This is a genomic window from Actinomyces sp. HPA0247 (assembly GCA_000411415.1).
Lineage (GTDB): Bacteria > Actinomycetota > Actinomycetes > Actinomycetales > Actinomycetaceae > Pauljensenia.
The window spans coordinates 390,326-411,642 of record KE150452.1 but is presented as its reverse complement, the minus strand read 5'-3'; the positions used below and the strand labels follow the sequence as shown (position 1 = coordinate 411,642).

Below are 21,317 nucleotides of genomic sequence, written 5' to 3'. Positions count from 1 at the left end.
GGAGTCGGGCCGCGGCGGGCGATATGGTGGAATGATCATGGCACAATCGTCTCCACGCTCTTCGTCCGGTAAGGCTCCCGCGCGCCCGCGCGCGAAGGGAGGCTCCTCTCGGTCTGCCCAGACGCCCCAGCCCGAACCAACGCAGCCGGGTTTCCTGGCACGCTTCTTTTCTGCGGTTGGCCGCGCGGGCGTCGGTGCCCTGCGCGCGTGGAAGGCTACCGACGCGCAGGTGAAGCGCGACGCCGCTGCCTTCGTCGTGGTCGCGGCAGCGATTGTGATCGCGCTGCGTGAGTGGTTCCAGATTTCCGGCGAGGCCGGGGATGCGATCCACCACGCCTCCGCGGGCCTGTTCGGCATCTTCTCGGTCGTGCTTCCTCTGGTTCTCATCGCACTGGCCGTTGAGTTGGTGACCGCCCGATCCGGACGCTCGGCTCTGCCACACCACGTGGCTGGAGGTATCGGCATCACCGCAGCGCTGACGGGCCTCGTGCATATTTCACGCGGAAACCCCGGTATGGCTGACGACCCGGGCATCGAGGCCGCTGGTGGCCTCATCGGCTGGTTCGTCGCACGTCCCCTCGCTCTACTCCTGTCCGGCTGGGGTGCTGGCGCCCTCCTGCTCCTGCTCCTCGCGTACTCGATCCTGCTGGCCACCCGCACGGCTGTCGCGGATGTGCCGGCGCGCCTACACGACCTCGCTGCACATCTCAGTGGCCAGCGCGCCGAGGGAGAGGCTGAGTCCGTAGAAAAGGACGCGGAGGACCCTGCCAAGAAAGCTCGCCGCAAGTCCCGCAAGGACCTCGCCGCAGGAGACGACGCCTTCCTCGACGAATACGACGGCGACGAGTCCTTCCGCAAGGCCACCGATTCCGACTCCGCCGAAGAAACGCGTCTTCTCGAGTCGGGAGCGATCGCTGCGCAGGCACCCACGCCCACGCCCCGGCCTCGTTCCTCGGCGCCCGACGCGCCCACCGAGATGCTCACGCAGATGCGTCCTGCCGTGGCTCCCGCACCCGTACAGGTTCCCGCCCACGTGCCCGAACCCGAGGACGAGCCGGCACCCCCTCCGATTACCGACGAGCCCGAGGGGGCCTTCCAGCCCAATCTGGATGACTCCATCACCTACACCCTGCCGTCGGAAGACCTCCTCGTCTCCGGCCCGCCCCACATGACGCGTTCGGCCGTCAACGATCAGGTCGTCGCGGCACTGGGCCAGGTCTTCGCCGACTTCAACGTCGACGCGCGAGTCACGGGATTCTCGCGCGGCCCGACAGTCACCCGCTACGAGGTCGTCCTCGGCGCCGGCGTCAAGGTCGACAAACTCACGAACCTGTCGAAAAACATCGCCTACGCCGTGGCCTCTGCCGACGTGCGTATCCTCGCGCCGATTCCCGGCAAGAGTGCCATCGGTATCGAGATCCCCAATGCCGACCGCGAAAACGTGGCCCTCGGCGACGTCCTGCGCTCCGCAGCCGCCCGCCGTAACCAGCACCCGCTCGTCGTCGGCGTCGGCAAGGACGTGGAGGGCGGCTACGTCGTCACCAACCTGGCGAAGACCCCGCACATGCTCGTGGCAGGCCAGACCGGCTCCGGTAAGTCCTCCTTCGTCAACTCCATGATCACCTCGATCATGATGCGTGCGACGCCCCAGCAGGTGCGCATGATCCTCGTCGACCCCAAGCGCGTGGAACTCACGATCTACGAGGGCATCCCGCACCTCATCTCGCCCATCATCACCGACGCCAAGAAGGCCGCCGAGGCGCTCGAATGGGTCGTCAAGGAGATGGATGCGCGCTACGACGATCTGTCGGACTACGGCTTCAAGCACATCGACGACTTCAACAAGGCTGTGGCCGCCGGACAGGTACAGGCCAAGCCCGGCCTCAACCGGACCCTGCACCCCTACCCGTACCTGCTCGTGGTCGTCGACGAGCTCGCCGACCTCATGATGGTCGCGCCGCGCGACGTGGAAGCCTCCATCCAGCGCATCACGCAGCTCGCCCGCGCCGCCGGTATCCACCTGGTCCTGGCCACACAGCGTCCCTCGGTCGACGTCGTCACGGGCCTCATCAAGGCCAACATCCCCTCGCGCCTCGCGTTCGCGACATCCTCGCTGACCGACTCGCGCACGATCCTCGACCAGCCCGGCGCCGAAAAGCTCATCGGCCAGGGCGACGCCCTCTACCTGCCCGCTGGCGCCTCCAAGCCCATGCGCGTCCAGGGCGCGTGGGTCTCCGAATCCGAGATCCACCAGGTTGTCGCGCACGTCAAGAGCCAGATGGAGACGCACTACCGCGACGACGTCGTGCCGGATAAGAAGGAAACCAAGGTCGCCGAAGACATCGGAGACGATCTCGAAGACCTGCTGCAGGCCGCCGAGCTCGTCGTCTCCACGCAGCTCGGTTCCACCTCGATGCTCCAGCGCAAGCTGCGCGTCGGTTTCGCCCGAGCCGGGCGCCTCATGGACCTGCTCGAATCGCGCGAGATCGTTGGCCCCTCCGAAGGATCCAAGGCCCGCCAGGTGCTCGTTACTCCCGAGCAGCTTCCCGAGGTCCTCGCCATGCTTCGCGGAGAGTCCGCCGGCCTCGCCGAGCCCGAACCCGAGCCCGCCCCCGCGCCCGCTCCGGCCGCTCCCGAGGCGGCACCCAACCCGGCCGTTGGCTCTGCCGCGGGGGGCGCGGCGGGTGCCCCGGCCTCGTCCGCTCCCACGCAATCGCCCGCATCCGGTTACGAAATGGGCACGGCTGACGCCAGCGATTCGCGCGGCAGCGGGGTAGACCCGTACTCTGGTCATAACTTTGGTGGTTCATCGCCCGACTGGGTCGACGAGGAGCCCGAGGACAACGAGGATGCTTGGCAGCTCACGGGCCGCTGAGAGGAAAGGAAACGGTCATGAGCGATAACGTGTCGCGCGTGCAGCGAGACAGCAAGGTTCCCGTCGTGAACCTGCCCAACGCGCTGACCGTTTTGCGCCTGATTCTCGTCCCCGTGTTCGTGGTTCTAGGCCTGCAAAGCAAGTCATGGACCGCGCTGTGGGCGGCCTTCGTCGTCTTCGCCGTCGCGGCCATCACGGACCGCTTTGACGGCGAGCTTGCGCGCTCGTGGGGTCAGATCACCGACTTCGGTCGAATCGCGGACCCCATTGCTGACAAGGCCTTGACCCTGTGCGGCTTCGGCCTGCTGTCCTACCAGGGATTCCTGCCCTGGTGGGTGACGATCCTCATCGCCGTGCGCGAGCTGGGCATTACCGCAATGCGTGCCTTCTTCCTGCGCCGTGGCGTCGTCGTCTCTGCGAATCAGGCGGGCAAGCTCAAGACCTTCATGCAGATCGTGGCCCTCGGTGTGCTACTGATCCCGTGGGCGCACTTCACCGCGCTGAGTGAGACGAACGAGGGATGGGTCGTCGTGGTCATTCACCTCGGCCAGGCCCTCGCAGGCGTCGCTCTCGCGCTCACGCTCTACTCGGGCTTCATGTACGTCCTCGAGGGGGTGCGCCTCATGCGTGGACCCGGCGGGAGCGAGGATGAAAGCTCGACCCCGGACGCACCCGTGAACGAGGAAGCGTCGAAGGAACCGTTAAAGCGGGGTCTCGCGGGACAGCACGTCCAGAGTTGAGCCTGGGTGACGCAACCCATAGGCTCATCGACTCGTCGGTGGAATAAGCCTGAAACCTCCCGCGTTGCGTAGATATGAATGCAAGCCAAGGAGCAAACATGCGGCGTCACAGCGTTTCGATGCGCGAACTGACAATGCGCTCCTCAAAACAGAACGGCTACAGTAACACTATGGAAAAGACACTGAGCGAAACCCCGCTGCTGCGCAGCGAACTGGGCGATGTCCTGCGCGGCATCCGCCAGCGCCAGGGTCGTACCCTGCGCGAAGTCTCCTCGGAGGCGCAGGTCTCCCTCGGGTACCTGTCCGAGGTTGAGCGCGGCCAGAAGGAAGCGTCCTCCGAACTGCTTGAAGCCATCACGTCGGCCCTGCGCGTCCCGCTGTGGTTTGTCCTGCGCGAGGTCTCCGAGCGCATGGCGATCATCGATGGCGCGGTTGTTCCGGACGCAGTGCCCGATGAGATCGTGCCCGTCACGCTGATTTCCTGACGCGTGAAGCACTCTGAGTTTTACGAGGCGGTCGAGGCGACCTTCGGGTCGGCCCTCGGCCGCTCGTACGTTTCCGACCTGTATCTCGCCTCGCTGGGAGCGACCGCGCATGACGCGCTGGCCGCGGGAGTAAACCCTGACGAGGTCTGGTCGACGCTGTGTGAGGAAACCGGGCGCGAGGATGCGCGCTGGATTCATCGCGTCGATCCGCGCGAGCGAGGACGCTGAACGGGCGACGATGCTCCTGTGAGTGACGCCCGTCTGGCTCGTCTGCGGCGTGTCGATCAACAATCGAACATGTGTTCCATTTAAGCTTGTGGGCGACGACGTTCCGACGCGTGTCATCCACAGGGTGCATGCGCGCGGGACGCAGATGACGATGGCCGGTCGCATACTCGTCATGTCGCCTCGGAGAGGGGTGGCATTCCAGGCCAGGACACCCGCAGGCCGGAGAGGCCGCAGACGAAAGGATCACCATGGCTGCCCGTAAAGCACCCGCCGCAAAGCCCGCGACCAATGATCGCAATAAGGCACTCGAAGTCGCCCTGTCGCAGATCGATAAGCAGTTCGGTAAGGGCTCCGTTATGCGCCTCGGCGACGATAATCGTCCGCCAGTCCAGGTGATCCCCACGGGTTCCCTCGCCCTCGATGTTGCCCTGGGTATCGGCGGCCTGCCGCGCGGTCGTGTCATCGAGGTGTACGGCCCCGAGTCCTCCGGTAAGACCACGGTCGCCCTCCATGCCGTCGCTAACGCCCAGAAGGCTGGCGGTAACGCTGCCTTTATCGACGCGGAGCACGCCCTTGACCCTGTTTATGCGCGTGCCCTGGGTGTCGACACCGACTCCCTCCTGGTCTCCCAGCCTGACACGGGCGAGCAGGCCCTCGAAATCGCGGACATGCTGATCCGTTCGGGCGGCATCGACATCATCGTCATCGACTCCGTCGCGGCGCTCGTGCCCAAGGCTGAAATTGAAGGCGAGATGGGTGACTCCCACGTCGGTTTGCAGGCTCGACTCATGAGCCAGGCCCTGCGTAAGATCACGGGTGCCCTGTCCGCGACCGGCACCACCGCGATCTTCATCAACCAGCTGCGTGAAAAGATCGGCGTCTTCTTTGGTTCCCCGGAGACCACGACGGGCGGTAAGGCGCTGAAGTTCTATGCGTCGGTGCGCATCGACGTGCGCCGCATTGAGACCCTCAAGGAAGCCGGTGCGCCCGTCGGTAACCGCACGCGCGCCAAGGTCGTGAAGAACAAGATGGCTCCGCCCTTCAAGCAGGCCGAGTTCGACATCGTCTACGGCAAGGGCATCTCGCGCGAGGGCTCGATCATCGACATGGGAGTCGAGGCCGGCATCGTGCGTAAGTCCGGCTCCTGGTTCACCTACGGGGATGACCAGCTCGGTCAGGGTAAAGAGAACGTGCGTCAATTCCTCGTGGATAACCCCGAGCTGGCCAACGAGATTGAACAGAAGATCCTCGTCTCGCTGGGTATCGGCGAGGCTCCGGACCCGGATCAGGCCTCCCAGGACGTGCCCGACATCGATCCGGATGAGGACGCGGGCTTCTGAGTCGTGGTCCGCTACCTGGATCCGGAGGATAATCCCGAGCTGGGGGAGGAGCGTCGTCGACGCTCCTCCCCGGGCGAGAGGCTTGCGCGCGCCCGCGAACGCAATGCGGCCCTGACGGGCACGGCGGCGGTGGAAGCCGCACGCGAAGTTGCGCTGCGCAAGCTCGATGCGCGCGCGTGCTCGCGCATCGAGCTGACCAGCGCGATCGAAGGACGCGGTTTTAGCGCCGAGCTCGCCGCCGAGGTCGTTGACCGCCTTGAGGCTGTCGGTCTCGTCGACGACCAGGCCTACGCCGATGCGCTCGTCCGATCTCGTTTTTCGGGCACGGGTGCCTCCGGCCGCGCGCTACGCGAGATCCTCGTGCGCAAAGGGCTGGACTCGGCGACCATCGAGCGCGCCCTGTCCCAGATTGACCGCGTGAACGAGGCGGAGCGCGCGGCCCAGCTGGTGGCCCGCAAAAGGCGCTCGCTCGCGGGCGTCCCACGTCAGACGGCCTACCGTAGACTGAGTTCGATGCTCGCGCGCAAAGGCTATTCGCCGTCCGTGGCATCCGCAGCCGTGCGCGAGGCGCTCGACGCGTGGGGTGACGACGACGATAACGCAGAGGAGAGCTGGCAATGGGGACTGTGAGCATCATGGGCGACGAGCAGGTTGCGCAGCTGATCGCTGATCTCACAGGGCGCGGGTTGACGATTGCGACGGCGGAGTCACTGACAGGTGGTGGCCTCGTCGCGCGTCTCGTTGACGTGCCCGGCGCATCCCGTGTCGTTCGTGGGGGAGCCTGCACGTACGCGGTGGATACGAAGGCTTCAGTGCTGGGGGTCTCGGAAAGCCGGCTGGCGCTGACGGGCCCTGTCGACGAGGAGGTTGCGCGCCAGATGGCTCGGGGCGCACGTTCCCTGTTCGGCGCGGACATCGGCGTCTCGACGACCGGAGTCGCCGGTCCCGGCCCGGCCGACGGCTGTGAAGCGGGAACCGTGCATATCGCGTGCACGTACCCGACAGGGGAGGAGCACCTGCTCCTGCACCTTCAGGGTGATCGCGCGGCTGTGCGTGCGGGTGCCATTGACGCCGCGCTCCTGCTCGTGCGTGACGTGCTCGACTTCGCCGGCGCGCAGGTCGGCGACTAGACTTCACTGCGATGAATACGATGATGCAGGATGGTGCCGCGACGCCCCGCACCTATGCGGTGCGCACGCTCGGGTGCCAAATGAACGAACACGACTCCGAACGCATGGCGGGTCTGCTGGAGCAGGCCGGCCTCGTCCCCGTTGAGCAGGTCCCTGAGGCTGCCGCCCGCGCGACCGATGCGGGCGACATGGGCGCCGATGTCATTGTGATCAACACCTGCTCCGTCCGCGAAAACGCTGCGACCCGTCTCTTCGGTAACCTCGGGCAGCTCGCGGCCGTCAAGCGCAAGCGTCCCGGTATGCAGATCGCGGTCGGTGGATGCCTCGCCCAGCAGATGCGAGACGGCATCGTTGAGAAGGCCCCGTGGGTGGACGCCGTCTTTGGGACGCACAACATCGACGTGTTGCCTGCTCTGCTGCGTCGCGCCGAGCACAACCGTGAGGCGGCCGTTGAGATCGAGGAATCCCTGAAGGTCTTTCCCTCGACGCTGCCCACGCACCGTGAGAGTGCCTACGCCGCCTGGGTGTCGATTTCGGTGGGTTGCAACAATACCTGCACGTTCTGTATCGTCCCGCATCTGCGGGGTAAGGAACGAGACCGCCGTCCCGGCGATATCCTCGCCGAGGTTGAGGCCGTCGCCTCGCAGGGAGCCATTGAGGTGACCCTGCTCGGTCAGAACGTGAACTCCTACGGCGTGGGCTTCGGTGAGCGTGGCGCTTTCGCCGACCTGCTGCGCGCCGTTGGCCGCGTGGAGGGGATCGAGCGCGTGCGCTTCACCTCGCCGCATCCGGCTGCTTTCACCGATGACGTGATCGCTGCGATGGCGGAGACGCCCACGGTCATGCCGAGCCTGCACATGCCCCTGCAGTCCGGGTCCGATGCGGTCCTGCGTCAGATGCGCCGCTCCTACCGCCGTGATCGTTTCATGGGCATTCTGGAGCGTGTGCGTGCCGCTATCCCGCACGCGGCGATCACGACGGACATCATCGTTGGCTTCCCGGGGGAGACCGAAGAGGACTTCCAGGCAACCCTTGATGTCGTCGAGCAGGCTCGCTTCTCCTCGGCTTTCACGTTCCTGTACTCCCCGCGGCCGGGCACGCCCGCTGCGGATCGCGAGGATCAGGTTCCCGACGACGTGGCGCTCGAGCGCTACCAGCGCCTCATTAAGCTTCAGGAGCGTATCTGCGCGGAGGACAACGCCGCGTTGGCCGGGACGGAGGTTGAGGTTCTCGTTTCCGAGGGTGATGGCCGTAAGGATGGAGCCACGCACCGTATCTCGGGCCGCGCGCGCGATAATCGCCTCGTGCACGTCGCTCTGCCGCAGGGACTGTCCGAGGCCGATCGCCCGCGCCCGGGTGACATGATCCGCGCGACCGTCACATACGGGGCGCCTCACCACCTGATCGCCGACTCGGGCACGCAGGGTGGTCTGTTCGAGGTGCGTCGTACGCGCGCTGGGGACGCGTGGGAGGCTCGTCAGGCTAAGGATGAGCCGGACACCACGGTGTCCCTGGGCATTCCCACGCTGCGCGTGGGTGCCCCGCGCTGACGCTGAGCTGTATTGACGTGGGCCTCCGCAGACAACGTGTCTGCGGAGGCCCACGTGTCATGGGGGACCGTGTACGGACCGCACTGCACATTTGATCGGTCGTACAAGTGAAAAATGGGAAAATGTCGCCGCCAAACGAGCGTGTGACGCGCTACTCCTGAGTTACTTTTGTTTCGTGGCGATCGTCACGATGGTGAGGCGATCGGCATGCGGGAGCACTCTCGGTAGTGCGGGTCGATTCGAGCCCCCCTATGCGACCCGTGGCTTGTCCCGCGCACGCGGTACGTGCCGCGCCTTCGCATGTAGTCGGCGCACACTCCACCGAGAGTGCCCCGCTCCTCCAGCTGGAGGAGCGGGGCACCATGTATGTGGCCAGATCGAGGGGTTTACTCGTCGGAGCCGTGCGCGAAGAGCGCGGGGATTTCCTGAGCAGCCGACAGTCCGATAATCAGGCCGCGGCGCAGCATCGCGTGGATCTGGCGGTCCGATAGGCCCTCGCCGACGAAGAAACGCGACGCAGCCATGAGGACCCAGCCGTCACCGTCTTCGATGGGGAAGACCGTCGGCTGCAGGTGGGCGTTGTTCCATTCGTTCGCCTTCTCCTGCAGCGAGACCTCAGTATGGCCCTCGCCGGGCACCGCGATGCGTGTCTCGATTTGCGCCCAGGGGGCGTCGACGGGTTCGCGATGAATCTGGAACTGCACGTCCTCCAGCTGGGTGACGGCGATGAATTCGTTCGAGCCGTGCGGAAGACCGTCGCCCTCAAGCACCTTCTCGATGCGTTCGATCGTCAGCTCGGACACCTCGGTGCCCCACTTGGCGGCGTATTCGTCGGCTTCCATCGCGGGGGAGGGGGTGGCGGGGGCGGGCATAGCCTCGGGCTTGGCCTCGCCGTCATCACCAAAGGTGAAGCTCTTCCATTCAGGCATTGGCGCCCTCCTTCGTCCACTGGTCGGGGAACATGATGTCGAGCTGGTTCATCATGGCGACAGCGGCCATGATGAACTGGGAGACCTCAGCGTGCACCTGTGCGTCGGTGGCGCCCACGACCCAGTTGAAGGTGTGCTGCAGGTGCAGGGCGATGGCGCCGGTATCGGTCGTGCCGGAGGTGATCTTCGGCAGGTATGTGGACGCGTTGAGGCGGCGCACTGCGGAAGCAATGGCGTCGGCGTGCGAGGGGTCGAAGAAGCGCGGGTAGTCCGCGACTCCCTGGACCGGGTGGCCCTCGGGCACCGCGATGCGGACGGTGCGGTTCGGCAGGATCGCGGCGACCTGCCCGGTGAAGGAGACGAACGGGATGAGTCCGACGGCCTCGACCGCTTCGATGACCCGGTCGAGGGTGACCGGAGGAGTGTCAGTTGTGCTCATGGTGTTAAGCCTAGCCGGTGTTGGTTGGTATCTGTGGGAGGCACCCGTACACTGGTGGCCATGGAGACATCGGTGAGACGCGCGTCGGACGTCGTGTGCGCGGTTGTGGGGCCCACGGCCTCGGGAAAGTCGGACCTGGCCCTGGCGCTGGCCGGCGTGCTCCCGGAGGCGCTCGGTGCGAGTGGCGCGGGTGAGATTGTGTCTGCGGATGCTCTGCAGCTTTACCGCGGCATGGATGTGGGGACGGCGAAGACGCCGGTGGAGGAACGCCGCGGGATCGCCCACCACCAGATCGATGTGCTTGACGTGCGCGACGAGGCCTCGGTTGCCGCCTATCAGAGGTATGCGCGCGCCGACGTGGCGAGTATCCATGAGCGTGGGGGTGTCGCCGTGGTTGCGGGAGGGTCGGGTCTCTACCAGCGTGCCCTCCTGGACGTCATCGAGTTTCCGGGCACGGACCCCTCTGTGCGCGCTCGCCTGGAGGAGGAGGCCGAGGGGCCGTTGGGTTCGCGAGGCCTGCATGATCGACTGAGTCAGCTGGATCCCGTGTCGGCGCAGCGCATCGATCCCCACAATGCCCGTCGGATCATTCGGGCGCTCGAGGTGATCGAGCTGACCGGGCGCCCCTATTCGGCGTCCATGCCCCGCCACGAGTTCGTGGCACCGGCGCTCATGGTGGCGCTGCGTCGCCCGATGGAGGAACTCGACGAGCGCATCGCGCTGCGCACGCGCGCCATGATGGACGGCGGCCTCATCGAGGAGGTGCGCGGACTTATCGATGTTGGCCTACGCGAGGCGAAGACCGCATCCCGAGCGACGGGCTACTCCCAGGCGCTCGCTGTCATCGATGGGCAGATGAGCGAGGACGAGGCCGTGGAATCTATCGCGCTGGCCACCCGCCAGCTGGCGCGCCGCCAGGTCAAGTGGCTGCGTCCAGACCCGCGCGTGCACTGGCTGGACGTGGAGGATTTTGCTTCGGACGAGGCCGTGGTGCGCCGCGTCGTCGAGCTGACCGAGCGCGAGGCCGAGGCCGCCCTGGGATGCTCCTAACATGATCGGGGGCTGCGCGCCCGGGAGCCGGGGGCTACGGTGGATCCATGACACACACGCAGCTGCCCGCTCACGCCCGTCTCGTCAAGGCGCACGGTGCCGGTAATTCCTTCGTCGTCGCCACGGATCGCTTCGACGATTACGATCCCAGCGAGGTCGAGGTCGCGACGCTGTGCTCCCCGGCCTTCGGGATTGGAGCCGACGGCTTCATTCGGGCCGTCGAGCGCGACGGAATGTGGTTCATGGACTACCGCAACGCGGATGGGTCGAAGGCTGAGATGTGCGGCAACGGCGTGCGCGTCTTCGTCGATCACCTGCGCCGCGAGGGCCTCGTCGATCTGCCGGTGGGCCAGACCCTGGACGTGGCTACGCGCGGCGGCATCAAGCGCGTCACCCCGGAGTCCGAGGATGAGGGGCGCGGCGCGAGTTACCGCGTCGACATGGGGCCCGCTGCCTCTCCTGCACGTGAAACAATCGAGGTGGCAGTCCCCGGGATCGACGCCGTCCTGGGCGGCATCTGGGTGGACATGCCCAACCCGCACACGGTTGTCGAGCTTACCGACGAGGAGACCCTGCGCGGCGTGTTCCTGCCCACCGTGGACGTCTCGCAGATTCCGCAGGCCCAGCGCCCCTCCTACGATCCGGCACCCCAGGCGGGGACCAACCTCGAGCTGGTCGTCGATCTGACGGAGCCAGGCGCGACACGCGGACACATCGCGATGCGTGTGCTCGAGCGCGGCGTGGGGGAGACCCAGGCGTGCGGCACCGGATGCTGCGCGGCGGCCCTTGCCACCGCCCTGCGTCGTGGACCTGAAGCGCCCACCCAGTGGGTCGTCGACATTCCGGGTGGAACGGTCATCGTCGGTCTTGACGGTGTCATCGACTGGTCAGGGGAGAGCCCCCGCATCACGGATGCGTCGGTGTTCCTCACGGGACCCGCGACGCGAGTCGCCGAGATCCGCCTGCCCTGAGCCTGGTTCCGACACAGCGGCGCCGAGGAGCGCGAGGCGGCCCCGGCCTCGTCGATGGAGAAGAGCCCGTCAGGCGGGACGGACCTCGATGATGCGGAAGCCCTTCTTCGACGCGTACTTCGAGGCCTGATACCCCTGGCCGTTCAGCCATGCGATGAGCGAATCCGCGCCCAGGTTGCGCTGGACGACCAGGTAGGCGACGCCGCTTGGCGCGAGGCGATCCAGCCACGCCAGGAGCATCTCGTGCATCGCCTCCTTGCCGATGCGCACGGGCGGGTTCGACCAGATGACGTCGAATCGGGTATCCGACTCCTGCGAGACGGCGAGCGCCTCCTCGGCCTTGCGCGCGCGCACTGCGGACGCACCGTTAGCCTGCGCGTTGCGCTGCGTCAGATCCACCGCACGAGAGTTCACGTCCACCGCCCATACGGTGGCATTCGGGGACTCCAGCGACATGATCGTCGCGATCGGACCCCACCCGCACCCCAGGTCCAGGAAGGTTCCGCCTGCGGGCAGGTCCGGGGCGATCTCCAGGAGCTGACGCGTCCCGAGATCGAGCTTGGAACCTGAAAACACGCGCGACGACACGCGCATCGACAGGTCGAAGCCGCGGGCGCTCACCTTGATCGTGCGGACCTCGTCCGCGGTCGCTGGGGAAGAGTCGGTGAAATACTGTTCGTCCACGGAAGAAAGCCTATCGCGCCCGCGCGCGGCGGCGCAGATGAGGACGGGGCGTGCGACACTAGAAGTCCCCACAAAAAGGATGGTTATGGACACGACCCACACCGGTGCGGACTCTTCGACCAAAGAGCGCGATCAGCGCGTCAACGACGTTGTCGCGCGCATCCTCGCGCGCTCGGGAACGGCGCTCGCATCGACGACGGGTCAGGACACGTCCCAGGATGCGGGTGCCCTTGAGCGCGAGGCCCGCGCGGGCACGCGCCGCGTCGACACGGGCGCCTCCGACCGCGAGGACATCTCCGAGGTCGAATACCGCCAGGTGCGACTCGAAAAAGTCGTGCTCGTGGGCCTACGCACCACGCAGAGCGAAGAAGAAGCCGAGAACTCGCTGCGCGAGCTCGCCGCGCTCGCGGAGACCGCCGGTTCGCGCGTGCTCGACGGCATCATCCAGCGCCGCATGAAGCCCGATCCGGCCACCTACCTGGGGTCCGGCAAGGCTCGCGAGCTGGCTGAGATCGTGCGTAGCGTTGAGGCCGACACCGTCATCGTTGACGAGGAACTGGCTCCCTCGCAGCGCCGCGGGCTGGAGGACGTTGTTGACGCCAAGGTCGTCGACCGGACGGCCCTCATCCTCGATATTTTCGCCCAGCACGCCAAGTCCCGTGAGGGTAAGGCGCAGGTGGAACTCGCTCAGCTCGAGTACCTGCTACCGCGTCTGCGTGGCTGGGGCGAGTCGATGTCGCGCCAGGCTGGCGGCCGTGTCGCTGGTGGCGCGGGTATCGGTTCCAGGGGTCCCGGCGAGACCAAGATCGAGCTGGATCGTCGCCGCATCCGTACGCGCATGGCGAAGCTGCGCGCGGACATCGCGCGCATGGAACCCGCCCGCCGTACGCAGCGTAACTCCCGCCGTCGTGGGGGTGTGCCGTCGGTGGCGATCGCCGGGTATACGAACGCAGGAAAGTCGACGCTGCTTAACCGACTCACGGACGCGGGCGTCCTCGTCCAGGACGCGCTGTTCGCCACGCTGGACCCGACGGTGCGCCGTGCGCGCGCTGCGGACGGCCGCGAGTACACGCTCACCGACACGGTCGGTTTCGTGCGCAACCTGCCCACACAGCTGGTCGAGGCCTTCCGTTCGACCCTGGAGGAAGTCGGGCAGGCCGATGTCATCTTGCACGTCGTCGATGCGGCGCACCCGGACCCGGTCTCCCAGGTGCAGGCCGTGCGCTCGGTCATCGACACGATTGAGGGCGCCTCGGATATTCCTGAGCTCATCGCCCTGAATAAGGCCGACCTGGCGTCGCCCGAGCAGATTGCGCTGCTGCGTACCGTCTTCCCGAACGCTGTTCCTCTCAGTGCCCACACGGGCTGGGGCGTGGAGGCGCTGCGCGCTGCCCTCGAGGACATGCTGCCTCGGCCTCGCGTGGCCGTCGACGCGATCCTGCCGTATTCGGCCGGCTCCCTCGTGCACCGCATCCACGAGGAGGGTGACGTCGAGCGCGAGGAGTACGCGGAGGCGGGCACGCGCATCGTCGCGCGCGTCGATGAGGCCCTGGCCGCCGTCATCGCCCGCGAGGCGGTGAGCGGTACCGTGGGCGACGCGGCGGTGAACGCTTCGTGAGCGAGGACCTGGTCGAGGTCTCGGGCCGCGTCCTCGATGCGGTCGTCTCCCAGATGGGCGGGTCCGCGCGCGAGGGACAGGCCTCGATGGTCGCCGAAGGAGCCGCTGCGCTTGAGGATCGCCACCACCTCCTCGTGCAGGCAGGCACGGGCACAGGCAAGTCTCTCGGCTACCTGGTTCCCCTGCTGACGCACTGCGCAACGAATGGGGTTCGAGGGGTGGTTTCGACGGCGACGCTCGCGCTGCAGCGTCAGATTCTTGTCAAGGACGCGCCGGTTGCTCTTGACGCGGTCGCCTCGGTGACAGGTACGCGCCTGAAGGTCGCGGTGCTCAAAGGCTGGTCGAACTACGCGTGCCTGCACAAGCTGGACGGCGGGTACCCCACCGAGGGCACCCTGTTTGAGGATCAGGACGTGAGCGTTGGCCCGACGGGCGAGCTCGGTAAGGAGATCCTGCGCATCCGTGAGTGGATCAGCGAAACCACGACGGGAGACCGCGACGATCTGGTGCCCGGCGTGTCGGATCGGGCCTGGCACCACGCCTCGGTCGCCAAACCCGAGTGCCTGGGCAAGCATTGCCCGCTCGTCGACGAATGCTTCGCGCAGGCCGCCCGCCTGGAGGCTGCCGAGGCGGACGTCGTTGTCACGAATCATTCGCTGTTCGGCATCAATGCGTGCGGCGAGGGTGAGCTCTTCGGCGAGTACGACGCCGTCGTCATCGACGAGGCCCACGAGCTAGCCGACCGTGTGCGCTCCCAGGCGGCCGCCGACCTGACGGTGGCCCGCGTGAGCCGCGTGGCGCGCTCCCTGCGCTCGAATCTGTCCATCGATTCCACGGACCTTGACGAGGCCGGGGCTGGGCTCGGTGCAGCGATGGCCCCGCTGGAGGCGGGCCTCCTCGAGTACCGGCCGAGCGCCCTCGTCGACGCGATGATCGTGCTGGACGGCGCTGCCCGGCGCGCCAGCCACGAGGTGTCGGACGCACAGGGGGAGCCCGCTGCGAAGCTTCTGGCCCGTGCCGCCATCGACGAACTGATCGGTGCGCTCGACGCGTGGGGGAGGGACCCCGACCAGTCGATCGCCTACATCACGAAGGACGAGTCCGACAACGCGCGCCTCACTGTGGGGCCTTTGGATGTGTCGGCGGCGATCGGTGGGAACGGCATCGGCGAGCGGCCCGCGATCCTCACGTCGGCAACGCTCGCGCTCGGCGGGAATTTCGACTTCATGGCCGCACAGTCCGGCATGGCCGTCTCCGGCGTGCCCTGGCACGGCATCGACGTGGGATCCCCCTTCGACCACGCACGCCAGGGCATCCGCTACGTGGCGACCCACTTGCCGCTGCCCGGGCGCGACGGGCCCTCCGACGCACTGCTCGACGAGCTCGTCGAACTTGCGCAGGCCTCGGGTGGTGGGATGCTCGCCCTCTTCGCGTCGCGCCGCGGGGCGATGGCTGGAGCACAAGCCCTTCGTGAACAAACGGACTTAACCGTCTACCTGCAGGGCGAGGAAACCCTGGCGCAGCTGATCCAGCGTTTCCGCGAGGAACGCGACTCCTGCCTCGTGGGCACGATGTCCCTGTGGCAGGGGGTCGACGTCGCAGGGGAAGCCTGCCGTCTCGTCGTCATCGACAAGATTCCGTTTCCGCGCCCTGACGATCCGGTGTCGCGCGCCCGATCCATGGACGTCGAACGCCGGGGCGGCAACGGCTTCGTCTCCGTCTCTCTCACGCATGCGGCGCTCATGATGGCCCAAGGCGTGGGGCGCCTCCTGCGTTCAACCGATGACCGAGGCGTCGTTGCAATCCTCGATCCGCGCGTGGTGACCAAGCGCTACGGCAGTTTCATCATGCGGTCCCTGCCCGCCATGTGGCCGACGACGGATCCGCAGGTCGTACGCGGAGCGTTGCAACGCCTCGCCAAGGTGAGTGACCAGTAGGAGCGAGTGGCCTCTGAGCGTGTAAAACGTCGCACAGTTAACGGGCGCGGTGAGGCTCTCATCTGAGAGAATGGACATGCCCGCAGACTCTAGGAGACACTCGTGGAAAATAAAGCCCAGACCCTGTACCCGTCAAAGTCCTCCGGACGTCCCTCTAAGATCGCCATTATCGGCGCCGGCGCGGTTGGTACCGCTGTCGCGTACGCCTGCGCGATGCGCGGCGACGCCCGCTCGATCGTCCTTCAGGACATCAACAAGGCAAAGGTGGAGGCCGAGGCCCTTGACATGGCCCACGGCATTCAGTTCACCCCCGCCGGTTCGATCGAGGGCTCCGACGACGTTGAGATCGTTCGTGGTTCCGACCTGATTATCGTGACGGCTGGTGCCAAGCAGCAGCCCGGCCAGTCGCGCTTGGAGCTCGCCGGTTCGACCGTCAACCTCATGAAGAAGATCGTTCCGAACCTGCAGAACGTGGCCCCTGATGCCCGCTTCATGTTCGTGACGAACCCCGTTGACGTCGTCACCTACGTGGCACTCAAGCTCACGGGTCTTCCCCGCAATCAGGTCTTCGGCTCGGGCACGGTGCTCGACACGTCTCGTCTGCGCTACCTCGTGTCGCGTGAGACGGGTGTGGCCACCCAGAACATCCACGCGTACGTGGCGGGTGAGCACGGTGACTCTGAGGTCGCCCTGTGGTCTAGCGCTGAGATCGGCAACGTCCCGCTGTCGCAGTGGGGCCCGACCCTGTCCGGCGGTGTCTTCGACTCGGCTCTGCGCAATTCCATTGCGCAGGAGGTCGTCCAGAGCGCCTACAAGATCATCGAAGGCAAGGGCGCGACGAACTACGCGATTGGCCTGTCCGCCGCGAATATCGCGGGTGCTGTCCTGCGTGACGAGCAGCGAGTCCTGACCATCTCGACCCTGCTTGAGGACTGGGAGGGTATCTCGGACGTCGTCATGGCTGCCCCGACCATCGTGGGTCGCGACGGCGCCGGACGAGTCCTCAACCCGCCGCTCACGCTGAACGAGCGTGACGGTCTGACCGCCTCGGCCCAGCGTCTGCGTCAGGTCGCCCGCGACCTCGGCTTCTGATCCGCATCGACAGATAAAGAGTGGCGCCACCCAAGAGGGTGGCGCCACTCTTTATTGCAGTGCGTCAGAGCGAACGAATGACGGTCACGACCTTGCCGAGGATGGTGGCCTCGTCGCCGGGGATGGGGGAGTAGTCCTGGTTGTGTGGGAGCAGCCAGACGTGGCCGCCCGTGATGGACAGTTCCTTGACCGTGGCCTCGCCGTCGATCATGGCAGCGACAAATTCACCGTTGCGAGCGTCGTTCTGAGAGCGGATGACAACGTAGTCACCGTCGAAGATGCCAGCGTCGACCATTGACTCGCCGCTGACCTCGAGCATGAAGAGGTCACCGTGCCCGGTCATGGACGTTGGCAGGTGGAACACGTCCTCTACGTGCTGCTCAGCCGTGATGGGCGCACCAGCGGCGATGCGTCCGACCAATGGAATAGCCGTTCCCTCTTCCTCCACGTGGGAGACGGGGACTTCGATGCGAACGACCTTCTCCGAGGGTTGCGATGAGGGGGCGATTCCCAGCTCGGTGCGCGCGCGATCGGTGAGATCGAGCGCGCGAGGCAGCCCTGGCTCGCGAACAAGGAATCCGTCGGCCTCAAGCGCGTCGAGATGATGCTTCACCGTCGAAGGCGACGCCAATCCAACTGCGGATGCGATCTCGCGCACAGACGGGGGGAAGCCGCTCGATGCCAACTTTTCGTTGATAACACGCAGGATTGCGCGGTGGCGATCGCTGATCGGTCGCTCGGTCATGGCCTCTCCCTCTCCTGTGGGTGGACGCAAATGTGCACGGGTGGTCGTCCACTGGATGTGTCAAGGATAGGACGATCGCAGACAAAATGAAACATATGTTCGAGCGGGTCTCGACATTGTGTGGATTGCATGCTATCGTACAGGTGTTCGACGAACAGATGTTCGATTAAGGTTTCTGGAGGTTCTCATGAGTGTTCCCGTTGTGAGGAAGGGTGCCGTCTCGTTCCCTGCGCGCCGCTCCCCGCTTCGTGTCGTGGAGGAAGCGCCGCTCGCGACTGTTCGTGACATCTCTACGGCCCCCTCTGCGCGTCGTCGTGTTGAGGCTCAGCGCATTGATGATCCCTCGTATCTGCGTGCGCCTGCTGCTCCTCGTCGTCGGACTGGGTCCTCGCGTCGCGGTCTGTTCGCCGGCGTGCTCGCCACGCTTGTCCTTTCGGTTGGTGCCGGTGCCCTTGGTCTAGCGATTCAGCCGGACGCGTACGACGGTCCGACCGTCACAAAGGCGGTCGTCAGTGGTGACTCTGTCTGGTCCCTCGCTCAGAGTGTGAAGACGGATCGCCCGCTCGAGCAGGTCGTCGCCGACATTGAGCGTATGAATGATGTGCGCGGCGCCTTGCAGCCCGGCCAGAGGGTTGTTGTCCCCGTCCGCTGACGGTGGCACGTGGGACTCCTGTGACAGATGGGGGTCCGAGCGTGTACCGTTGAAGGGTGCACTGCCCTTTCTGTCATAACCCGGATTCGCGCGTCGTCGATACGCGCATCGCGGACGACGGCGCCTCGATTCGGCGTCGTCGCGAGTGCACCCACTGTAAGAAGCGTTTCACGACGCTTGAAACCTCGTCATTCCAGGTCGTCAAGCGCTCCGGGGTGGTCGAGTCCTTCTCCCGTAACAAGGTTGTATCGGGTGTGAAGAAGGCCTGCCAGGGTCGGCCTGTGTCGGATGACCAGCTCGCGATTCTTGCCCAGCAGGTGGAGGAGCAGCTGCGCTCGACGGGTGTCTCCAACGTGTCCACAGACGAGGTCGGAAAGGCGATCCTTCCGTTCCTACGCGATCTGGATGTCGTCGCATACCTGCGCTTCGCATCCGTCTATCGCCAGTTCGATAACCTCGACGATTTCGAACAGGCCATTCACGCGCTGCGGGAGCGCTCGCGCAGCACCGCTTCCGGTGCCGACGCTCCAGAGACAGCGGACGATGCCGCCCAGAGCGCGCCGACCCCTGCGAAGAAGCCTCGTAAGGCACGTTCTGCCCGCAAACGCTCCGTCGCGGCGGCGCCCACGCTGCTCGGAGATGACTGATTCTGATGTGCGAGTAGTGCCCGGCCCTCAACGAGGACCGGGCACTACTCGTCAGCATGGCGATGCCTGGTGATTAGCTCTCGTTTGTCTCCTGGTGGTCAGCTGTCGGTGCATCGTCTCCGGTAGTGGGGGTAGATCCCTGAGTACCCGCGGACAATCCACGGACCCCAGCCACGGCCTCGGACACTGACTCGCGCGCACCTGCCACCGCCTCGGCGACGGAATCGCGCGCCCCGGCCATGGCCTCGGAGGCGGTTTCACGCGCCTCTGCGACCCTTTCGGACATGGTTTCACGTGCCTCAGCCATGGCCTCGGACATTGCGCCGCGCGCTCCGGCGACGGCCACGCGAGCCTCGGAGACGGCCTCGGAAGCAGCGCCGCGTGCCTCTGCGACCTTTTCGCTCATCGCTTCGCGTGCGCCTGCGACGGCGTCGCGCGCGCCCGCAACAGCATCCGTGGCAGCCGCCTGAGCGCCCAGGATTTGCTCGCGCACCTTCTTGCGCATGACCTTGCCCAGCTGCGAGCGAGGAAGCTCGGTCATGACGACAATCTGACGAGGGAGCGCGTAGTGGGCGAGTGATTTTTCCGCCCACTTGCGCAGGTCACCCAGCGTCACGGAGGCGCCGGCTTCGAGCACGACCGCTGCGACGACGTCCTCGCCGGACTCTCCGGCAGGTACGCCAATGGCTGCGACGTCGAGGATGCCAGGCATTGATCGCACGGCTTCTTCGACCTGGGAGGGATAGACGTTAAAGCCGGAGGAGTTGATCATCTCCTTGCGTCGGTCGGCCATGTAGATAAAGCCGTCGCGCACCTGCACGAGGTCGCCCGTGCGTAGCCAGCCATCCTCGGTGAAGACTTCCCCGGTTTCCTCGTCCTGGTTCCAGTAGCCGGAAAAGACCTGTGGGCCGCGCGCGATGAGTTCTCCGACCTCGCCATCGGCTACCTCGCGGGAGGGGTTTTCCGGATCGACGATGCGGACCTGGGTGGAAGGGTAGGGGATACCAAGGGCTCCGCGTGCGCGCGAGGAAGCGAGAGGAGAACCAAGGATGATCGGGGAAGCCTCGGTCATGCCGTAGCCTTCGATCATGAGGCCGCCGGTGGCTTGTTCCCACTGATCGGCAAGTGCAGCCGAGAGAGGCATGGCGCCGGACAGTGAGAAGCGGATCGACGAGAGGTCGGCATTCGTCCCCTCGGCTGCCTTGAGGAGGCGCTCGTACATGGGTGGAACGCCGAGGAAGAACGTGCACGGCAGGCGGCGTTGGGCCGCCAGGACCAGGGCCGTGTCGAACTTGGGGAACATCGCGATTGTCGCGCCCAAACGCAGGCCCGCCAGGAAGCCAATGGTGAAGCCGAAGGCATGGAAGAGGGGAAGGATGCAGTAGAAGACTTCGGCCCCTTCGTGAAGGACTGGCACCCACGCGATCGATTCCTCGACGTTGGCCATGAGGTTGGCGTGCGTGAGTGCGGCGGCCTTCGGGACGCCCGTTGTTCCGCCCGTGTGGATCAGGAGAGCCACGTCATCCATGGCGGATGGGCAGCTGCCCTGCCAGGGGGTGGCCGAGCGCATCGCGCGCGTCCAGGAGCGGGCCCAGTTTGGGCGCGGGCTCGCGAGCTGATCGCGCTTCTCGCGCGCTGCCTTCACAGGCAGCTTGAGCGCTAGGCGCGAGGCCGTGGGCAGGGCCGTCGTCAGGTCCATCGAGAAGGTGGTGTGGCCGCGTCCGAGGAAGGTAAGCTTCTCGAGGGTCTTGGACCATGCGATCGTCACGCGTGCGCCGTGTCGCGCGTACTCGCCTTCCAACTCGCCTGCGGGTGCCAGGGGGTTGTGCTCAACGACGACCGCGCCGAGCAGCATCGTGCCGAGAACGGCAACGGCGTGCTGCGGGCAATTCGGCATGACGAGAGCGACCCGGTCGCCAGGGCGCACACCCGCCTGGTGGAGGGCACCGGCGCATCGGCGCATCTCATGGGCAAGCTCTGCATACGTGAGCTGGCGCGCGAAAAAGTCGATGGCTGTGCGCTTCGGGTAGCGCGAGGCAACCTCCAGGACCATCTCAGGGATGGGCTGCGCGGGGGCCGCGATCTCGTAGGCAACGCCGGGCGCGTACAGAGCGCGCAGCTGCGACGTGAGGTCCATCTGTCCTCCTTTGGGAACGGTATACCTACGATACCGTAACCACGCTGCCCATTAACCAGGTGGAAACG

20 protein-coding genes are annotated in these 21,317 nt (G+C 66.1%); 15 read left to right on the top strand and 5 right to left on the bottom strand.

The window, feature by feature from the left end:
• The first annotated feature begins 37 nt into the window (after positions 1-37).
• The 8 genes from HMPREF1478_RS09885 (at position 38) to miaB (ending at position 8,348) form a co-directional block, all read left to right on the top strand.
• On the top strand, positions 38-2,875 hold the full coding sequence (locus tag HMPREF1478_RS09885) for a DNA translocase FtsK (RefSeq protein ID WP_016461928.1): 2,838 nt from the start codon (positions 38-40) through the stop codon (positions 2,873-2,875).
• A 17-nt stretch (positions 2,876-2,892) separates the two neighbouring features.
• Positions 2,893-3,615 (top strand): CDP-diacylglycerol--glycerol-3-phosphate 3-phosphatidyltransferase, encoded by a 723-nt coding sequence (pgsA, locus tag HMPREF1478_RS09880; protein ID WP_016461927.1) that lies wholly within the window; start codon positions 2,893-2,895, stop codon positions 3,613-3,615.
• A gap of 170 nt (positions 3,616-3,785) precedes the next feature.
• Complete coding sequence (locus HMPREF1478_RS09875; RefSeq protein WP_034475698.1) at positions 3,786-4,100, top strand: helix-turn-helix domain-containing protein; 315 nt, start codon at positions 3,786-3,788, stop codon at positions 4,098-4,100.
• A gap of 3 nt (positions 4,101-4,103) precedes the next feature.
• Positions 4,104-4,328, top strand: a complete 225-nt coding sequence (locus HMPREF1478_RS09870) for a DUF3046 domain-containing protein (RefSeq protein ID WP_016461925.1) — start codon at positions 4,104-4,106, stop codon at positions 4,326-4,328.
• Positions 4,329-4,576: 248 nt separating this feature from the next.
• Positions 4,577-5,668 (top strand): recombinase RecA, encoded by a 1,092-nt coding sequence (gene recA / locus HMPREF1478_RS09865; protein WP_003796169.1) that lies wholly within the window; start codon positions 4,577-4,579, stop codon positions 5,666-5,668.
• A 3-nt stretch (positions 5,669-5,671) separates the two neighbouring features.
• Positions 5,672-6,298, top strand: coding sequence for a regulatory protein RecX (locus tag HMPREF1478_RS09860; protein ID WP_016461924.1), 627 nt, complete (start codon positions 5,672-5,674; stop codon positions 6,296-6,298).
• Positions 6,286-6,798, top strand: a complete 513-nt coding sequence (locus tag HMPREF1478_RS09855) for a CinA family protein (RefSeq protein ID WP_016461923.1) — start codon at positions 6,286-6,288, stop codon at positions 6,796-6,798. The genes HMPREF1478_RS09860 and HMPREF1478_RS09855 overlap by 13 nt, the downstream gene beginning before the upstream one ends.
• Positions 6,799-6,809: 11 nt before the next feature.
• On the top strand, positions 6,810-8,348 hold the full coding sequence (gene miaB, locus HMPREF1478_RS09850; protein ID WP_016461922.1) for a tRNA (N6-isopentenyl adenosine(37)-C2)-methylthiotransferase MiaB: 1,539 nt from the start codon (positions 6,810-6,812) through the stop codon (positions 8,346-8,348).
• Positions 8,349-8,734: 386 nt separating this feature from the next.
• Here miaB and HMPREF1478_RS09845 read toward each other — a convergent pair whose 3' ends face one another.
• Both HMPREF1478_RS09845 and HMPREF1478_RS09840 read right to left on the bottom strand, forming a co-directional pair.
• The gene (locus tag HMPREF1478_RS09845) at positions 8,735-9,277 is read right to left on the bottom strand and encodes a YbjN domain-containing protein (protein ID WP_016461921.1); all 543 of its coding nucleotides are present in this window, start codon (positions 9,275-9,277) and stop codon (positions 8,735-8,737) included.
• Positions 9,270-9,716, bottom strand: coding sequence for a hypothetical protein (locus tag HMPREF1478_RS09840; protein ID WP_016461920.1), 447 nt, complete (start codon positions 9,714-9,716; stop codon positions 9,270-9,272). Before HMPREF1478_RS09840 ends, HMPREF1478_RS09845 begins: the two co-directional genes overlap by 8 nt.
• Before the next feature lie 60 nt (positions 9,717-9,776).
• Here HMPREF1478_RS09840 and miaA point away from each other — a divergent pair, with 60 nt between their 5' ends.
• Together miaA and dapF are read left to right on the top strand one after the other, a co-directional pair.
• Positions 9,777-10,766 (top strand): tRNA (adenosine(37)-N6)-dimethylallyltransferase MiaA, encoded by a 990-nt coding sequence (gene miaA / locus HMPREF1478_RS09835; RefSeq protein ID WP_034475637.1) that lies wholly within the window; start codon positions 9,777-9,779, stop codon positions 10,764-10,766.
• A gap of 47 nt (positions 10,767-10,813) precedes the next feature.
• Positions 10,814-11,737: a diaminopimelate epimerase gene (dapF, locus tag HMPREF1478_RS09830; protein WP_016461918.1), complete on the top strand. Its 924-nt coding sequence runs from the start codon at positions 10,814-10,816 to the stop codon at positions 11,735-11,737.
• 69 nt (positions 11,738-11,806) lie between these two features.
• On the opposite strand, the gene HMPREF1478_RS09825 is transcribed toward dapF, so the two are convergent.
• Entirely contained in the window at positions 11,807-12,421 is a 615-nt protein-coding gene (locus HMPREF1478_RS09825) for a class I SAM-dependent methyltransferase (protein WP_016461917.1), read from the bottom strand.
• Between the two features lie 85 nt (positions 12,422-12,506).
• Between HMPREF1478_RS09825 and hflX the strand changes: the two genes are divergently transcribed.
• The 3 genes from hflX (at position 12,507) to HMPREF1478_RS09810 (ending at position 17,068) form a co-directional block, all read left to right on the top strand.
• A complete protein-coding gene (gene hflX, locus HMPREF1478_RS09820; RefSeq protein ID WP_016461916.1) occupies positions 12,507-14,039 on the top strand; it encodes a GTPase HflX in 1,533 nt (510 codons plus the stop codon).
• Complete coding sequence (locus HMPREF1478_RS09815) at positions 14,036-15,976, top strand: ATP-dependent DNA helicase (RefSeq protein WP_016461915.1); 1,941 nt, start codon at positions 14,036-14,038, stop codon at positions 15,974-15,976. Before hflX ends, HMPREF1478_RS09815 begins: the two co-directional genes overlap by 4 nt.
• A gap of 102 nt (positions 15,977-16,078) precedes the next feature.
• Positions 16,079-17,068, top strand: a complete 990-nt coding sequence (locus tag HMPREF1478_RS09810) for an L-lactate dehydrogenase (RefSeq protein ID WP_016461914.1) — start codon at positions 16,079-16,081, stop codon at positions 17,066-17,068.
• A gap of 64 nt (positions 17,069-17,132) precedes the next feature.
• On the opposite strand, the gene lexA is transcribed toward HMPREF1478_RS09810, so the two are convergent.
• Entirely contained in the window at positions 17,133-17,813 is a 681-nt protein-coding gene (lexA, locus tag HMPREF1478_RS09805; RefSeq protein ID WP_016461913.1) for a transcriptional repressor LexA, read from the bottom strand.
• Positions 17,814-18,000: 187 nt separating this feature from the next.
• On the opposite strand from lexA, the gene HMPREF1478_RS09795 reads away from it, so the two are divergent.
• Positions 18,001-18,465, top strand: a complete 465-nt coding sequence (locus HMPREF1478_RS09795; RefSeq protein WP_016461912.1) for a LysM peptidoglycan-binding domain-containing protein — start codon at positions 18,001-18,003, stop codon at positions 18,463-18,465.
• A gap of 56 nt (positions 18,466-18,521) precedes the next feature.
• Positions 18,522-19,112, top strand: a complete 591-nt coding sequence (nrdR, locus tag HMPREF1478_RS09790; RefSeq protein ID WP_016461911.1) for a transcriptional regulator NrdR — start codon at positions 18,522-18,524, stop codon at positions 19,110-19,112.
• 73 nt (positions 19,113-19,185) lie between these two features.
• Here the strand turns inward: nrdR and HMPREF1478_RS09785 are convergent, their stop codons facing one another.
• Entirely contained in the window at positions 19,186-21,249 is a 2,064-nt protein-coding gene (locus tag HMPREF1478_RS09785) for an AMP-binding protein (protein WP_016461910.1), read from the bottom strand.
• Positions 21,250-21,317 lie beyond the last annotated feature (68 nt).

Excerpts from the sequence above, each read along its gene's own strand:
- HMPREF1478_RS09885 (WP_016461928.1), top strand. The coding sequence starts at position 38 with ATGGCACAATCGTCTCCACGCTCTTCGTCCGGTAAGGCTCCCGCGCGC.
- pgsA (WP_016461927.1), top strand. The coding sequence starts at position 2,893 with ATGAGCGATAACGTGTCGCGCGTGCAGCGAGACAGCAAGGTTCCCGTC.
- HMPREF1478_RS09875 (WP_034475698.1), top strand. The coding sequence starts at position 3,786 with ATGGAAAAGACACTGAGCGAAACCCCGCTGCTGCGCAGCGAACTGGGC.
- recA (WP_003796169.1), top strand. The coding sequence starts at position 4,577 with ATGGCTGCCCGTAAAGCACCCGCCGCAAAGCCCGCGACCAATGATCGC.
- HMPREF1478_RS09855 (WP_016461923.1), top strand. The coding sequence starts at position 6,286 with ATGGGGACTGTGAGCATCATGGGCGACGAGCAGGTTGCGCAGCTGATC.
- miaB (WP_016461922.1), top strand. The coding sequence starts at position 6,810 with ATGAATACGATGATGCAGGATGGTGCCGCGACGCCCCGCACCTATGCG.
- HMPREF1478_RS09845 (WP_016461921.1), bottom strand. The coding sequence starts at position 9,277 with ATGCCTGAATGGAAGAGCTTCACCTTTGGTGATGACGGCGAGGCCAAG.
- HMPREF1478_RS09840 (WP_016461920.1), bottom strand. The coding sequence starts at position 9,716 with ATGAGCACAACTGACACTCCTCCGGTCACCCTCGACCGGGTCATCGAA.
- miaA (WP_034475637.1), top strand. The coding sequence starts at position 9,777 with ATGGAGACATCGGTGAGACGCGCGTCGGACGTCGTGTGCGCGGTTGTG.
- dapF (WP_016461918.1), top strand. The coding sequence starts at position 10,814 with ATGACACACACGCAGCTGCCCGCTCACGCCCGTCTCGTCAAGGCGCAC.
- hflX (WP_016461916.1), top strand. The coding sequence starts at position 12,507 with ATGGACACGACCCACACCGGTGCGGACTCTTCGACCAAAGAGCGCGAT.
- lexA (WP_016461913.1), bottom strand. The coding sequence starts at position 17,813 with ATGACCGAGCGACCGATCAGCGATCGCCACCGCGCAATCCTGCGTGTT.
- HMPREF1478_RS09795 (WP_016461912.1), top strand. The coding sequence starts at position 18,001 with ATGAGTGTTCCCGTTGTGAGGAAGGGTGCCGTCTCGTTCCCTGCGCGC.
- HMPREF1478_RS09785 (WP_016461910.1), bottom strand. The coding sequence starts at position 21,249 with ATGGACCTCACGTCGCAGCTGCGCGCTCTGTACGCGCCCGGCGTTGCC.